The sequence below is a fragment of the Sporomusaceae bacterium genome (assembly GCA_031460455.1).
Taxonomy (GTDB): Bacteria; Bacillota; Negativicutes; order Sporomusales; family UBA7701; genus Anaeroselena.
In genome coordinates, this window is sequence record JAVKTQ010000003.1 from 189,220 (window position 1) to 205,204 (window position 15,985).

The following is a 15,985-nucleotide window of genomic DNA, read 5'->3' on the forward strand; positions in this document are numbered from 1 at the left end:
CGATGAACGAGATACAGTCTCTAATGCAAGGCTTCGCTCTCGCGGTGACGCCGGCGAATCTGATGTTCGGTTTCCTGGGTGCGGTGCTGGGCACAGCCGTGGGCGTGCTGCCCGGCCTGGGGCCGGCAGCCACGATTTCGCTGCTGCTGCCGCTCAGTTATGCACTGGGATCGCCGCTCACTTCGATCATCATGATGGCGGGTATTTACTACGGTGCGATGTATGGAGGCTCGACGACCTCGATCCTCTTGAACATGCCCGGTGAGGCGGCGTCGGTGGTCACGTGCATCGATGGCTACCAGATGGCAAAGAAGGGGCGGGCCGGTGCGGCTCTCGGCATGGCGGCCGTCGGCTCGTTCGTCGCCGGTACGGTCGGTATTCTCGGTCTGTCGTTTATCGCCCCGCCATTGGCGCGGTTCGCTTTGAACTTCGGACCTGCCGAGTATTTTTCCCTCACCGTCCTCGGGCTGATGCTGGCGGCTTATTTATCCGGCCGTTCAATCATCAAAGGGGTGCTGATGGTCGTCTTTGGCCTGCTGCTTGCGACCGTGGGTCTCGACCCAATCAGCGGTAAGGAGCGCTACACCTTTGGCACGATGATCCTGATGGACGGGCTGGATTTCCTCACACTGGCGATGGGCGTGTTCGGCATCGGCGAGATTCTCATCAACCTCGAGGAAAAGATCAAGAACGAGCTGGTGACGACGAAGATCACCAACATCTGGCCGACGTTAGCCGATTGGGCCCGTTCGAAATGGTCCGTGCTGCGCGGTTCGCTGGTGGGATTTTTCGTAGGGTTGCTGCCGGGCGGCGGTGCGGTTATCGCGTCACTGGTGGCGTACGCGGTGGAGAAGAAGGCTTCGAGCGAACCGGAGAAGTTTGGCCAGGGAGCTATAGAAGGGGTGGCGGGGCCGGAGTCGGCGAACAACGCGGCGGCCAGCGCCTCCTTTATACCGATGCTGACCCTCGGCATACCGGGCAACCCGGCGATTGCGATGATTTATGCCGCCCTGCTCATCCAGGGCGTCCAGCCGGGGCCGTTCCTGATTCAGGATCATCCCGACGTTTTCTGGGGCGTTATTGCCTCGATGTATATCGGCAATGTAATTCTGCTGGTGCTCAATCTGCCGATGGTCGGCCTGTGGGTTCAGATGCTGAAGATACCGTATGCAATTCTGGCGCCGACGGTTGTGCTGATCTGCTCCGTGGGGGTCTACAGTATCAAGAATAACGTCACCGACGTCGTGATGATGCTGGTATTCGGCATTATGGGCTATATCCTGCGCAAGCTCGATTTCGAGCTTGGCCCGCTGCTGCTGGCGTTTGTGCTCGGCGGCATCCTGGAAAAATCGCTCAGCCAGGCGTTGCTGATTTCCAACGGCAAGTTTTCCGTCTTTCTCACCCGGCCGATTTCGGCCACCCTCCTCGGGCTTGTCGCGCTGCTGATCGTTCTGCCGCCGCTTTTTTCGCTGGCGCGCCGGGTTAAGACGAAGAGCGCGAGCGGATAGGCTGCCACAGGAGACAATGACATAATATATGACGGCAGACCGCTTCGGCGGTCTGCCGTTTTTGAGGCTCCAGGACTCAGGGGAGAGCGGCGATGGCTTGGCTGAGCCTGTCGATACCTACGGCGATTTCCTCGGCGCTCAGGCTGCCGTATCCGAGGATGAGCTGATCGGCGAAGGCGTCGCCGTCTCGGGCGACGACATGCTGACGGACGGCGTAAACGCGTACACCGTGGCGCTCGAGGTGGTCGAGAACGGCGGGTGAGAAGTTTACGCCGTCGAAGGCGACGGTGAGGTGCAGCCCTGCGGGTCCGCTCAGTATCCGGCAGGTGTCGCCGAAGCGGCGGCCGAGTTCGCGGACGACGACTGCTCGTCTAGCCTGGTAGGCTTTAACCATCTTGGCGATATGGCGTCTGAGCTGGCCGGTGCCGATGAAGGCGGCCAGGGCGAGCTGACAGACGGCGGAGGGTTGATGGGTGGCGAACCAGGCCTCCTCATGGAAGGCGGCGAGCAGCCCAGGGGGCAGTACGATGTAGCCCAGCCGCAGGAAGGGGGCGAGTGTCTTGCTGAAGGTGCCGACATAGGCAACCTTCTCGGGGGCGAGCCCCTGCAGGGAGCTGACAGGGTTCCCTTCGTAGGCGTACTCGTTCTCGTAGTCGTCCTCGACGATATAGGAGCCGGTCGATCGGGCGAAGTTTATTAGCTGGATGCGGCGCTGGACAGGCAGTAGGCCGCCGACTGGGAACTGGTGCGACGGCGTGACGAGGGTAAAGGCGGGCGGGTTGGCGGCATGGCCGGAGAGAAGCTCAGTCTGCAGGCCGTGGGCGTCGAGGGGGACGGGTGCCAGCTCGCAGCCGAGGGTGCCAAGGTATCTGAAAACATCCTGGTTGACAGGGTCGCCGATGATCACTTTCCGGTTGGCGGTCAGCAGCAGCCGGGCTATCAGGGCGAGGGCAGGGGTGGCCCCTGCGGTGACGACAACTTGGTCTGGCGAGCAGCTGACGCCTCTGGTTTTGGCAAGGTAGGCGGCCAGCGCCGTGCGCAGTTCCGGGCAGCCGGCCGCGTCGCCGTAGCCCAGCGTGTGGTCGGGAACGGACGCCATCGTCCGGGCGACGGTTTTTTGCCAGGCGGCGCGGGGGAAGAGGTCGAGGGCTGGCAGGCCGTGGCGGAAATCGATAACGCCGACGGTAGGCAGGAGGCTGGGCAGAGCGGGGGACTGCGACGGTGGCAGGCTGGTGAGGCGGGCGCCCGGAGCGACGAAGGTGTAGCCGCCCTGCCGGCTGGCGACGAATCCTTCGGTGCGGAGCAGGTCGTAGGCTTCCATGACGACGTTACGGGAGATGCGGTAATGGGCGGCGAGTTTTCTGGTTGCGGGCAGGTTTTCGTATTCCGGCAGCCGGCCGTCGAGGATCCTTTGCCGAATTTCGTTGTAGAGCTGCCTGATGAGGGGCAGTTTGGCCATACGGTCGAGCGCCAGGGTGTACATCGCCGTCACCTCGCAAAATTGGCACTATTAATTTAAGAAAAGATTGGCACTACACATATCCAATTACTGGTGTTATTTTATTATAAGAGGCGATAATCGGTAAAGGGGAAGCTTTGTCATGAAAAGGATTTTGGGTATTGTGGGTAGCCCGCGACGCGGCGGGAACACCGACCTCCTGGTCGCCCGCGTTCTGGACGGAGCCCGGTCGGCCGGCGCCAGCGCGGAAACGGTTTATCTCGGCAGCCTGACGGTGAAGGAGTGCGACGGCTGCCATGCCTGCTGGCAGGGATACGAGTGCTCCAAACGCGACGATATGAACGAATTATATCGGGCGATTAACGCCGCCGATGCCTTTGTGCTGGGCACACCCGTGTACTGGTACGGTCCTACGGCGCTGATGAAAGGGGTCGTGGACCGGTTCGTCTATTATAACTGCGATCGTAACCGCGGAGGCGTGAGCGGCAAGCGAGCGGTAGTCGTCGTGCCGTATGAGGAGGACGATCCGGCTACAGCCGCGCCGGTAGTGGATTTTTTCGCCCGCTCGCTCCGCTATCTGGAAATGGAATTAGCCGGGACGGTGGTCGTAGGCGGGATGGCGCGTAAGGGCCAGGTGATGGAGCGGGAGGACGCTCTGCAGGCGGCGACGGAACTCGGCCGTAAACTGGCCGGCGGACCCGTGAAGGCGATCTAGCGAAGGGAACGGAGTGTGAGGATATGCTTCAAGTTACGACAGAGTGGCGGAAGGCCTATCCAGGGGCGTGTGTCGGTTTGCTGGCGGTGGATGGCGTCGTCAACCCCGGATTCGACGAACGGTTGGAAGCGGGAAAAGGCGAGCTCGAAGAGCAGCTGCGGACGCAGTATCGGACGCGCGAGGACCTGTTGGCCTGCGAGGCTGTGGCCGCTTACCGGGAGTATTACAAGCGGTTTGGCAAGACTTATCCGGTCCTGCTGCAGATGGAGTCAGTTGCGGTGAAGGGCAAACCATTTCCGCGCACGGCGGCGCTTGTCGAGGCTATGTTCATGGCCGAGGTCAAGAATGGTCTGCTGACAGCCGGCCACGACCGGGAGTCGGTCGCAGCGCCGCTGATACTGGATGTGGCCGCTGACGGGGAACGCTTCACCGGTATCGGCGGCAGGGAGCAGGATACCAAAGCAGGCGATATGCTGATGAGGGACAGGGCCGGTATCGTCTCCAGCGTGTTGTGCGGGCCTGATAACCGCACAAGGATAACGGCCGCCACCACCCGGGCGCTGTTCGTGGTATACGTGCCTCCGGGCGTGGACAGGCTGCTGGTTGAGCGACACCTCGACGATATTTTCGCCAACGTCAGCCTACTGGCTCCGGCGACGGTAGGGTATCGCGACATTATAAGCTAGCGGCCCGCCCTGATATGTCGACAGACGGCTTAATACATGCAACGATAAAGGCACCTGCCAAGCAGGTGCCTTTATCGTTCAAGTCTTTATCAGGCCGAGGTCGATCGCTTTGGCGATCATCTTCGTGCGGCTGTTTACGTCCATTTTCCAGAACAGGTTGTTGATGTGGGTTTTAACCGTGCCGACGGTGATGGTCATGTTTATGGAGATCTCGGCGTTTGAGAAACCTTTGGCCACCAATGTGAGGACCTCTTTTTCCTTTACGGTCAGGGGGGCGAACAGTTTGGCGTCGCTTTGTCCGCCCGCCGGCTCCTTGTCCGGCGTTTCCGGGTTTTCCTGTCCCTGCCCGTTGGCATACTGACTTTCCCGATAGGTCTGAGCCGCTTCCAGGACAACCGAGCGCAAGGAAACCGATGGGGTGGGTTTGGTCAGGAAGGCGGTTATTTTGCCGTGGTTGACGGCGTCGATAGCCATCTGGAGTTCGGGATAGCCGGTCAGCAGGATGCGCTGAACCCGTTTGTCGATTGTGAGGATACGCGAAAAAAGTTCGATGCCGTTCATGACCGGCATGCGGTAATCGGAGATAATCACGGCGAAAGGCCCTTGGTGTTCGACAATTTTCAGCGCCTGAAGGGGATCCTTGGTCGTCAGTATTTCGCATTGGCCGTGGAGCACGCGTCGAACCGAGGATAGGTAGTTCTCGTCGTCATCGACTATCAGTATGCGGGGGGCATTTTCTTCACCGTTCATTTGTTCACCCTCGACAACCAAAATGACATTAACTAGTAATTAGACGACATTATGTAAGTTTCCTCCAACTTTCGACAGATTTGCCATTATTTTTTTAAAAAGGCTGTTTGTTGTCGGAAATAACGGTTTGTCCCGCCTTGGAAATAAATGCCGGATATACATCTAATTGCTGAAGTTCCTTGACATACGACTATTCTACACTGTAGAAAGAGGGAATGTATTTATTGGCACGGGATTTCACAGGAGGTGTCCGGATGAAAATGATTCGCGAGGGTCTGACCACCCAGGAGATGGGCGATATCGTCAGGGTTCGTGAGGCAATCAGGGAGGGCTTGTTTACCAATACCATCGGCAGCGAGGAGCTTTCCGAGCTGATGCAGGGTTTGAGCACGCCGTTCGGCAGTTTGATAACGGTTCTGTCGGCAAGAAGGTCGAAGCTGACGAAGATGTTGAAAGCCATCGAGCGCGAGCGCGAAAAGGTAAAAGGGTCTTTGAATATGGCGAATCTTTCCGCGCCCGAAAACGTCGATAAGCTGGAAAAACTGGAGAAGATGATTAATGATTATTGTTTCCTCAATGAGGGGCTGCGACGCGCCCGCGGCGGCAGAAGGGTTTCACGGCTGGTGCAGTAGCGAAGGGGGCAGATTCGATGAGTATGCAACTGGTGGTATTCCGGCTCTGCCGTGAAGAGTACGCCATTTTGATCGATAAGGTTCGGGAGATTATCAATTATCTGCCGGTGACCAGGCTGCCTGGGACCCCCGCCTATTTTGAGGGGGTTATCAACGTCAGGGGCAAAATCGTGCCGGTGATTGATTTTGCCGCCAAGATGGGGTTGTCGGCGGTCGAAGATATGAACAAGCAGATCGTTATTGTGGAGACCGGGAACAAAGAAGTCGGCCTGACGGTGGATACGGTTACGGAAGTCATCCAGACCGTGCCGGATAATTTTGCCAGCATGGAGACGTCCGATACAGATAATCAGAACATCAGGAAGGCTTACAAGTTCCATGATCGAACCATCATCCTGCTCGATATCGAGCAGGTGATGTCGGGACCGGCGCTGGCGGGCTGAAGCATTAGTCGCTGTAGTGGTCTAATAGCCGGGAGAAGAGATGAAGATGAGGCAGATAACACTCAGTATGCTAATTAGCGCAATGGCTGCAGCAATTATTGCATGTCTGGCTTTGCTCATGAGGATGGCTATCCTTCAGGGTGGCCGCCTCCATCACCTCTGAAATTGTATTGGCCGGTCCCTATAATTGTCGGCTTTGCCGGAGGTCGCGAGTGGCTTCAGGCAAAGTCCGATGGAAAAAGAAAAACCGCGTTTGCGCGGTTTTTCTTTTTCTCCGCTGTCGGCAGCCTCTTCGTTAGTGCAGTATTTCTACGAAGCCACGGGTGCCGTCGACCCTGATCTGCTGTCCGTCCTTGATTTTGACGGTAGCCCCGTCGATGCCGACTACCGCGGGGATGCCGTATTCGCGGGCGACGACGGCTCCGTGGGTCATCAGGCCGCCTACTTCGGTGACAAGACCGGCTGCGAGCGGGAATAGCGGGGTCCAGCCGGGGTCGGTATATGGGGCTACCAGGATATCGCCTTTGGTCATTTGCGCGTCTTCGAGCCTGAGAATAACTCTGGCCCGACCTTCTACGACACCTGCGGATACTGCGCTGCCCGCCAGCGCACCCGGCGGGGCGTCGGCGCGAGGCTTGGCGGCGATAATTTCGCCTTCGCTGGTCATGGCGCGGGGCGGTGTCAGTTTTGTATCGCGATCGTATTGCTCCCGGCGTTCGGCGAGGAGCGCCTTATCCACCCGCCGGGTTTCGACGGTGCGGGCGATTTCCGGTAGCGACAGCCAGAAAATGTCCTCCGGGGCTTCCAGTACCCCGTCGGCGGCCAGACTGGCGGCTTCCAGCATGAGCGCCTGTTTCGCGATGTCGAGGTGCTGGACGAGAAAGTATTTGGGATGCTCCCTTATCCCGATAAGCGCGCGGTGAACCTGGATGAGTCGCTGCATGCGCTTCGCCTTGAACAGCCCCCCGGGGGTCTGTCTGAGGCGGCCGAGCAGGCGAGCGGCGGCGGCCTCGGCCTCCTCTTTGCCGGCGATAAAATCCCGGCGATGTTGACCAGGCGATAGGCCGTCGACATGGCTGAGAAGGGCAGGCACCAGTTGGGTAGGAGATTCGCGCCAACGCGGCCGGGTGAGGTCGATCTCGCCGGTGCAGCGCATCCCGTAGCGGGCGAAGAAGTTAACGAGAGCGGGCAGGACATGCTCACCACCTGGAACTGCCCGCAATCCGTCGAGAAAGGTCTCGTCGTTCGCCTGCCCCAAGTATTCGACAGCCGCCGGATGGTCGCGCGCCGCGTCGGCCACGTCGCCGAGCGCCAGCCCCATTTCGCTGGTCACGTTGCCGGGAGGAGATTTGCTGATGCTTCCTAGCTCGGCGGTGTCGCCCAGCCATTTGCGGGAGAGGTGCCCGATGAGCTTGTAGGTGGCGAGGGCCGGCACCATGTAAGGGGCAAGACGGGTGAAGACCGACGGCAGGAGGGAAGATAATATTTCCTGGATCAGGGCGATTCGCTCCGGGCCGGTCACGGTTTGCAACTTGGTTCTGTTTTCGTTGATCCGGTCGGCGATAAACCGGTTGAGATCGGCTATTACGTGATCGTTGTCGCGGTACAGGATATTTTCCAGGATGGCGAAAACGGTCGGGAAAGCGGTTCGGGCGAGGCTGACGGGCAGCTTTTTTTCCGGCGGGGCGTTTAGGAGGAAATCTTCCCGACCGACGAATTCTTCTACCGCCCGGCCGATCGCTTCATCGACATTTAGCAGCAGGGCGGGCAGCCTCTTCCTTACTTCCCGATAAGCGAGCACAGGAGTGATGTCTAGGTATAGCCGGCTGCCTGCTTCAAGAAGCAGTTCGCTTTCGGCATGAGGCAATGGTTTGCGGAACGGTACCAAGGTTCGCAGGGTGGAGATTCCCAGAGGTTTCATGGCAGCGGTCATCATCTGGGGATGACCGATCGACAGGAAGAGATGCAGGTTGCCGTCGTCGGTGGGGGGGACGGGGAAGAGGGTTGTAATCGGTCTGCTCTGAACAATGCGTATTTCGCCGTCGGCGAGACACCATTCGATATCCTGCGGCCTGCCGAAGTGTTCTTCGATATTGCGCCCCATGCGGGCCAATCTGACTGCGTCTTCGTTCGAGAGGGCTGGCTCAGTCTGTCGGTCGCCGGCGATGGGCGTTTTTTCCGTACCACCTCCGGGGACGGCACGGATGGAGACTTCCTTGCGGGCGATTTTTTTGGCGATAATTTTGTCGTCTCTCACTTTATACAGATCGGCGGACACTATGCCGGATACCAGCGCTTCCCCCAGGCCGAAGCTCGCGTCGATGGAGACGACGGCGCGGTTTCCGGTGACGGGATCGGCGGTGAACATTATACCTGATACTTCGGGGAAAACCATCCGTTGCACGACGACGGCCAACTGCACCTTGGCGTGGTCAAAGCCGTTCCGCCGGCGGTAAGCGATGGCCCGGTCGGTGAACAGGGATGCCCAGCATTTGCGAACGCATTCGAGAAGGTTCGTCTCGCCGACGATGTTGAGGAAGGTATCCTGTTGACCGGCGAAGGAGGCTCCGGGCAAGTCTTCGGCAGTAGCGCTGGAGCGGATGGCGTAGTGATGGCCTGAACCGGTTTTATGCCAGGCATGCACGATAGCCTGCTCAATCGGGGCGGGGATGGCGAGGGCTTCCAGGTGGGTGCGGATCCGCTCGCCGGCCGGCCTGAGTTCCGCCAGCGATTCGGCATCGATCGTGCCCAGGGTTTTTATAAGTTCGCCGAATTCCGTGCTGGTGTCGACGAAGGCGGCATATGCGTCCGTGGTTACGCAGAACCCCTCCGGTACCGCGATCCCGGGTATGTGCCACAGTTCGGCGAGGTTGGCCCCTTTGCCCCCTACGCTGGGCAAGCTGGAGCGATTTACTTCGGCGAAGAAAAGAACGTATCGGGTCATGCAGCTTTCCCCCTTACGCTGATATTATATCCAGGGAATGAAGATACCGCAGGAGCAATAATGGCTGTTGGGCAAGAAAAAGGGACCGGCCAGACAGGACAGTGGAGACAGATGTCGAAATTTTTCCCTATATCATCAGCTTAATAGTGTCCGTCCTCGGCCGAGACAGAGTTTGCGGTCTGCGATTTCTGCGGTGCCTACCGGGTGAAGGGGCGAAGACGATGAATGATGACAGAACAGCGCGGAATGAGGAGTATTCCCCCGCTGTGCCCCAGTATTACTTTGAGTTGATTGACATAATTCCAAACGCTGCATATATCAAGGACGCTAACGGCGTTTTCCTGCACTGCAACAAGACATACGCGCTGTTCGTTAACCTGCCCCGGGACGCGATCGTGGGCAAAACAACCTTCGATTTAAATCCGCGCCAGTTCGCCCAGGGTTATCACGAACTGGACGAGGAACTGCTCGAGCGGCAAGGAAGCGGCCGTTTCCAGGTTCCCTTCAAGCGTATTGACGGCAAAACGGTCGTGGCGGATGTGCTCAAGACGGTGATCTACAGCCGTGAAGGCGAGAGCGCCGGCGTGATGGGGATTGTGAGCGACGCCTCTCAGCGCAGCACGCTCGACGATATTTTACAGCGCTATGAGATGCTGCTCAGGTATTCCCGCGATTTTATCTGGATGATCGATCCGACCGACGGCAGGATCATCGAGGTCAATCTTGCGGCTTGTCAGGCTTACGGTTACTCGCGCGAGGAGTTCAGGCGGCTGACCATCTTTGATTTGCGGGCTCCCAGCGAGAAGGGGGTTGTCGACGCCCAGATAGCGGCGGCGCGGCAGGGTGGGGTGCTGTTCGAGGCGCTTCACCGGCGTCGGGACGGCAACGTTTTTCCCGTCCAGATCAACGCTTCGGGTACCAGGCTCGGCGAGAGGGAAATAGTTATCAGCATCGTGAGGGACATAAGCGATACAGTTAGGACCCGCGAGGAGATGAAGCGGCGGAACGAGTATCTGTCGATGCTCCACGAAACGGCGCTGTCGCTTATCAACCGGCTCGATACCGACGACCTGCTTGCGCAGATAGTTACCCGTTCGGCGAAGCTGGCGGGGACGGAGAACGCGTTTATTCTCCTGTTCGATGCCGACGGCAGGACGGTTACGGTGACGGCCGGCGCCGGCGTATGCGCGAAATACATCGGGCAGCGGTTTCCGGCCGGGGCGGGCATGAGCGCTCAGATTTTCGCCACCGGCAGATCGGCGGTAATCGATTGCTATCGGGAGTGGCCGCTGCGCCTCGATGATTCGCGACTGGGCGTAATCGAGACTATTTTGGGCGTGCCGCTTAAGAACGGGACGCAGGTTACCGGCATCATAGGCTTCATAGGCTTGGAGAAAGGAATAAAATTCGGCGACGACGAAGTCCGGCTTACGGAAGGCTTTGCCAATCTGGCGTCGCTGGCGCTCCACAACGCGTCGCTGTACAGCAGGCTGCAGGCGGAGCTGGAGACGAGCCGGGCGCTTGAGGCGGAGCTGACGGCGAAGAATGCCGACTTGGCGGAGACGCTGAGCAGGCTGCAGGCCGCCCAACTGCAGATGGTCCAGCAGGAGAAGCTGGCCGGTATCGGCCAGTTGGCGGCGGGGATAGCGCACGAGATCAACAACCCGCTGGGATTCGTGCTGAGTAATTTCGAAGTACTGCAGAAATATCTGGCCAGGCTTGTGGAGATGATCGGCGCCTATGGCGAACTGCACCGGCGGATGGCCGAAACTGACGACAGGCCGCTTCGGGAGGCGGCGGAGCGTATCGACGTTCTGGCAGACCGAATAAGGCTCGACCATGTCGTTGGCGACCTGAACCCGCTTTTCGACGAGACCCGTGACGGCATTAACCGGGTGGGAGAAATCGTGAAAGCGCTGCGGATGTTTTCCAGGGTAGACCAGAAAGATGAGTATGCAGAGTACGACCTGAACGCCGGGATAAGAAATACGTTGACTGTTGCCCGCAACGAGATCAAGTATGTGGCCCGGGCGGAGCAGAATCTTGGCGACATTCCTCATATCGAAGCGCTTGGGGGGCTGATAAACCAGGTGTTGCTGAATCTGATTCTCAACGCGACGCAGGCCATTGCCGTCAAGGATACCGGCGAAGAGGGCGTGATGATAATCCGCAGTTTCCGTGACGGCGATTATGTCTGCTGTTCGATTGAAGATAACGGTGTAGGTATCCCGGAGGAGATTATCCAGGATATTTTCAACCCGTTTTTTACCACTAAGCCTGTGGGAGAGGGCACCGGCCTGGGGCTGAGCATCTCTTATGATATCGTGGTTAACAAGCACGGCGGACAGATATCCGTGGCCAGCAAGGCCGGTGAGGGAGCGCTGTTTACGATAAAACTTCCCATCAGGCACTCTGACTGATGATGCCGAAGGCAATATTTTATGGGAGGCGCCTGATGTGGGCAACCGGATTCTATTTATCGATGACGAAAAGGCGATCCTGAGGGCGATAGACAGGCTATTGTTCGATAGTGGCTACGAAGTATTGACCGCCGAAAGCGGCGAGGCCGGGCTGGCCATTCTGGCAGCCACACCTGTTGACATAGTTGTTTCGGATATCCGCATGCCGGGGATGGATGGGCACCAGTTTCTCCGCAAGGTAAAGGCCCATTATCCGCGGACGACGCGCCTTATTCTCAGCGGGTACGCCGAGGAGAGCGCGATTCTCAACAGTATCGTCGACGGTTCGAGCAATATGTATATGCTTAAACCTTGGGAAGGCCAGGATCTGAAGGAAAAGATCGCCCAGATATTCGCGGCCCGAGAATTGTTTAACAACAAGTTGTTGCTTGATTTTGCTAACAGGTTGGAGAATCTGTCGGTTGCTCCAGGCATTTACGACGCGGTGGGCAGGCTGACGGAGCAGGGAGCGGACATAAGTCAGATTGCCGCGGTGATCGAAAGCGATCCGGCTGTGGCCGCCGCAGTGCTCCGGGTGGCGAACAGCGCTTTTCACAACGTGAGGACGGGTTCTATTTCCAGGGCAATCACCTTCCTGGGGCTTACGGTAATCAAGACGATCGTGTTGTCGTGCAGTCTGTTCAAGTTCGCCAACGTCAAGATACCGCAACTAAGCGTAAAAAAACTGACCCGCAAAGCGAGTGTGGCAAATAGGCTGATGACACTGATTTATTCAAAGTTGCTCGGTAAGCAGGTGCCTGAAGCTTTTCAGACCGGGGCGCTGCTCAACGATATTGGCCTGCTGATGTGCCTGCATTACTTCCCCGATCAGTACGAGCGCATTGTGCGGGAGTATATGCAGGGGCAGGAAAAGAATTTCGTCAAGCTCGAAAAGGAGATCATCGGGATCAGTCACCAGGAATTCGGGGGCTATTTGCTCAACTGGTGGGGCCTGCCGTATCCGATCGTCGAGACTGCGCTCTATCACCACGAACCTTTGCGGGACGCGATCATGAACAAGGAACTGGTGGCAGTGGTTCACATCGCCGGTTATTACGCGTGGAAGGTTGTCAGCCCGGAATTTGCCCAGGGGTTGGAGCCGGGCGCTTTCGCGGTGCTGGGCATCTGCGAAGAAGATTTGAGACCGCTTCTGAAGGGATTATCAACGGAAACGTGAAACGAAAGCGCGGGGGCTTGGCATGCACAAGAACAAGGTTTTGTTCGTCGATGACGAGATAAACGTGATCAGCGCGATCAGGCGGGCGGTGATGGAGGAGCCTTACCAGTCCTTTTTCACCGGCAATGCCCGCGAAGCCCTTAAAATAATGGAAGAGCAGGAGATAAGCGTCCTGGTGACCGATATGCGGATGCCGGAAATGGACGGGCTGACGCTGTTGAAGGCAGCGAAGGAGAAATATCCCCGGACGGTCAGGGTGGTGCTGTCGGGGTATACGCAGTTGTCGCAGATGCTTGTAACAATAAACCAGGGAGAAATTTTTAAATTTATCGCCAAGCCATGGGCGAGCGATCAGGCGCTTCTGCCGGCGGTGAGGCAGGCGGTCGAGTACTTCAATCTCCAGGTGGAACGGGATTCCCTGCAGATCAATCTTGCCAAGCGTAACCTCGCCTACCAGAAAATCCTCAATCAGATGGAGCAGCGGCTGGCCGAGGAAAGGGAAGAGTTCAGACGCCTCAAGGAAATCAGCGGTTGGATATTTTCCACCTGGCGGCGGTATCTCTCTTCGGGCAATAACGATTCCGGGGCAAGGTCGGCAGGCCTGGACCAGTTCGTCGATGAGATAGAGGCGGTTTATCTGACGTATATCAGTCAGTTACCTACGGAGGTAGAGTCAAAAGACTCCGGCCAGTTGATCAATGATATTGTCAAGAGCTGCAACGGCCGCTTTGAGGTCGTCCGCGACGGGGACGAAGAATTCAAGGCGCAGGGAAATCACAAATTCTTGCTGATGATTTTCCGTATCCTGGCTCACAATCTGCCCGGCGATAATAAAATCGACTGTGCAGTGACGGTTGCTTGCCGGGATGAACAAAAGGTTGTAATCGGTTTCGCTGTCGATCTGCTGCCGCTCGCGCTCGACGCGGCGGCAATCAACCGGCTGAAGATTTCCTGCGCCCTTTTGAATAAAATGGGACGGCTCTACGATGTCCGCGTTGTGCCCGAGGGCGAGGAAGGCGGAGTGAGCCGGATCAGCGTTACCTGGAAGGCGGACAAAGCCTAGGATCAAGGCAATTCCCGGCTCGATCTACCGGGCGGATAAAGCATGGTTTGCGGTCAGAGGGGGGGGCAAAAATTTGCGAAAAGTAAGCATCGGCGAGGCTTTCGGCGGCGATTCGCCGTCGTTGCGCAATCTCAGCTTCGGGATAGTGTTTTTTGGCATCTTCCTAATTTTTGCGGTTCTGCTGACTTTTTATCATGCCATTGAAGGCGAGAAACAGAAAGAATTTCAGTCTGCCGTGAAGGAGACGGCCAACTTGGCCCGCGCTTTCGAGGAACATACCCTGCGGACACTGAGGAGCGCCGATCAGACGACCCTCTCCCTGAAATATCTTTACGAACGTGAAGGCCGGGCGATAGATATTCCCGCCTATGTCCGCGAGGGCAGGCTGCCCGGCGATCCGTTCATAATTATGGGCGTGATAGACGAGAACGGCGAGCTTGTTGTCAGCAGCCAGGTGCCGTTCGCGTCCGCCAATTTCAGCGACCGCGAGTATTTTCAGGTACACATCGATTACGACAGCGAGCGGCTGTATGTCGGCAAGCCGGTTTTGGGCCGGTTGGCAGGCAAGTGGGCGATACAGATGACACGCCGCATAAACAAGCCGGACGGCTCTTTCGGCGGCGTGGCGGTGGTCGCGGTCGATCCTTACTATTTCAGCGATTTCTATAGGCAGGTCGATCTGGGGAAAAACTCGGCGGTCGTCTTGGTGGGCCGCGACGGCATCGTGCGGGCGCGCCAGGCCGGCGCATCCACGGTGGCCGGCCAGGACATGACCGGTACGGAATTGATGGCTAAACTGACAGTCAGCGATGCCGGGCAGTACGTAGCGACGCGAAAGGATGAAGGGGTAACGCGCATCCACAGTTTCCGCGCGCTGCTGGCCTATCCGCTGGCGGTGGTGGTGGGGGTCGACCAGCAGGAGATCATGCAGCGGGCCAGCGACAGTGTCGCCAACTATTACCCGGTGGCTGGGCTGATCTGTTTGGTGATAATCGTCTGTGTCCTGATGTTGCTAAGGTTTGTTGCTCGCCAGAAGGCTTTTGAGGAGGATATGCGGGTGGCCCGTGGCTTACTTGAGGCGAGGGTTGAGGAACGGACGCAGGAATTGTCAGCCCTGAACGAGGAACTAAAGGCTATGAACGAAGAACACTTGGCCATGAACGAGGAACTCCAGAGCACCAACCGTGAGCTGTGGGACGAGGTGGCGATGCGCCGCCGGACCGAAGGTGAGCTGAAACACAGGAACGATGAACTTGCCGAGGCTTACGCCGAATTGAATACCATCCAGTTGCAGGCCTATCAGCAGGACAAGATGGCCTCGATCGGCCAACTTGCCGCCGGGGTGGCTCATGAGATAAATAATCCGATGTCCTTCATCATCAGCAATCTGGAGTCGCTGCACGATTATCTGGGACGCCTGACCCGCTTTATAACGATTCAGGAGGAGACGGTGGCTGAAGTGGCTAACCTCCACGCCGGGAAGGGCGATCGGAAAGACGCCCTGGCTGCCGTTGGCAAGCTGGAGCACGCCAGACAGGCGCTCAAAGTGGACTATGTGATCCACGACGTTGAGAGCCTTATACACGAGACGTTGGAAGGAGCGGGCCGGGTCAAGGATATCGTTCAGGACCTGAAGGGCTTCGCGCGAGTGGAGAGCGAAAGCAGGCCGGCGAATATCAACGAGGGCGTCGAGAGCGCGATCAATATCGTGTGGAATGAGATGAAGTACAAAGCGTCGCTGGACAAAGACTACGGCGAACTGCCACTGACCAAATGCAACATCGGCCAATTGAACCAGGTGTTTATGAATGTATTCGTGAACGCGACCCAGGCGATCGACAAGTGGGGGGAAATCAAGGTCAAAACATGGGCAGAGGGCGGCAATATTTACGTCAGTATTTCTGATACGGGCTGCGGCATTCCTCCCCAATTGCTTAACAGGATATTCGAGCCGTTTTTCACCACCAAGGAGGTGGGTAAAGGAACGGGCCTAGGGTTAAGCGTTACCTATGACATTATCAAGAAACACGGCGGGGAAATCCGTGTGACCAGCGAACCTGGACAGGGGACGACATTCACGATCGTAATCCCGATCGTGGCCGGGTAAGAAGCGCAATTAGATACGGTGCCGGCTGGAGCCCGGCAAGAT

12 protein-coding genes are annotated in these 15,985 nt (G+C 57.7%); 9 read left to right on the forward strand and 3 right to left on the reverse strand.

Annotation, left to right across the window (positions count from 1 at the left end; translation table 11 throughout):
• Positions 1-2 precede the first annotated feature (2 nt).
• Positions 3-1,508: a tripartite tricarboxylate transporter permease gene (locus tag RIN56_07635; GenBank protein ID MDR7866680.1), complete on the forward strand. Its 1,506-nt coding sequence runs from the start codon at positions 3-5 to the stop codon at positions 1,506-1,508.
• A gap of 76 nt (positions 1,509-1,584) precedes the next feature.
• Here RIN56_07635 and RIN56_07640 read toward each other — a convergent pair whose 3' ends face one another.
• Positions 1,585-2,991 carry a PLP-dependent aminotransferase family protein gene (locus tag RIN56_07640; GenBank protein ID MDR7866681.1) on the reverse strand — a complete coding sequence of 469 codons (1,407 nt, stop codon included), beginning with the start codon at positions 2,989-2,991 and terminating at the stop codon, positions 1,585-1,587.
• A gap of 118 nt (positions 2,992-3,109) precedes the next feature.
• Between RIN56_07640 and RIN56_07645 the strand changes: the two genes are divergently transcribed.
• Positions 3,110-3,682, forward strand: coding sequence for a flavodoxin family protein (locus RIN56_07645; protein ID MDR7866682.1), 573 nt, complete (start codon positions 3,110-3,112; stop codon positions 3,680-3,682).
• A gap of 23 nt (positions 3,683-3,705) precedes the next feature.
• On the forward strand, positions 3,706-4,368 hold the full coding sequence (locus RIN56_07650; protein ID MDR7866683.1) for a hypothetical protein: 663 nt from the start codon (positions 3,706-3,708) through the stop codon (positions 4,366-4,368).
• Between the two features lie 78 nt (positions 4,369-4,446).
• On the opposite strand, the gene RIN56_07655 is transcribed toward RIN56_07650, so the two are convergent.
• Positions 4,447-5,118 carry a DNA-binding response regulator gene (locus tag RIN56_07655; protein ID MDR7866684.1) on the reverse strand — a complete coding sequence of 224 codons (672 nt, stop codon included), beginning with the start codon at positions 5,116-5,118 and terminating at the stop codon, positions 4,447-4,449.
• Between the two features lie 254 nt (positions 5,119-5,372).
• On the opposite strand from RIN56_07655, the gene RIN56_07660 reads away from it, so the two are divergent.
• On the forward strand, positions 5,373-5,750 hold the full coding sequence (locus RIN56_07660) for a hypothetical protein (GenBank protein ID MDR7866685.1): 378 nt from the start codon (positions 5,373-5,375) through the stop codon (positions 5,748-5,750).
• Positions 5,751-5,767: 17 nt separating this feature from the next.
• A complete protein-coding gene (locus tag RIN56_07665; GenBank protein MDR7866686.1) occupies positions 5,768-6,193 on the forward strand; it encodes a chemotaxis protein CheW in 426 nt (141 codons plus the stop codon).
• A gap of 295 nt (positions 6,194-6,488) precedes the next feature.
• Here the strand turns inward: RIN56_07665 and rph are convergent, their stop codons facing one another.
• On the reverse strand, positions 6,489-9,137 hold the full coding sequence (gene rph, locus RIN56_07670) for a rifamycin-inactivating phosphotransferase (GenBank protein ID MDR7866687.1): 2,649 nt from the start codon (positions 9,135-9,137) through the stop codon (positions 6,489-6,491).
• A 221-nt stretch (positions 9,138-9,358) separates the two neighbouring features.
• Here rph and RIN56_07675 point away from each other — a divergent pair, with 221 nt between their 5' ends.
• From RIN56_07675 to RIN56_07690, 4 genes are all read left to right on the forward strand, one after another.
• Entirely contained in the window at positions 9,359-11,557 is a 2,199-nt protein-coding gene (locus tag RIN56_07675; GenBank protein MDR7866688.1) for a PAS domain S-box protein, read from the forward strand.
• A gap of 37 nt (positions 11,558-11,594) precedes the next feature.
• The gene (locus RIN56_07680) at positions 11,595-12,773 is read left to right on the forward strand and encodes an HDOD domain-containing protein (GenBank protein ID MDR7866689.1); all 1,179 of its coding nucleotides are present in this window, start codon (positions 11,595-11,597) and stop codon (positions 12,771-12,773) included.
• Positions 12,774-12,795: 22 nt separating this feature from the next.
• Positions 12,796-13,836 carry a response regulator gene (locus tag RIN56_07685; GenBank protein MDR7866690.1) on the forward strand — a complete coding sequence of 347 codons (1,041 nt, stop codon included), beginning with the start codon at positions 12,796-12,798 and terminating at the stop codon, positions 13,834-13,836.
• A gap of 73 nt (positions 13,837-13,909) precedes the next feature.
• On the forward strand, positions 13,910-15,943 hold the full coding sequence (locus RIN56_07690) for an ATP-binding protein (protein MDR7866691.1): 2,034 nt from the start codon (positions 13,910-13,912) through the stop codon (positions 15,941-15,943).
• The last annotated feature ends 42 nt before the right edge of the window (positions 15,944-15,985 follow it).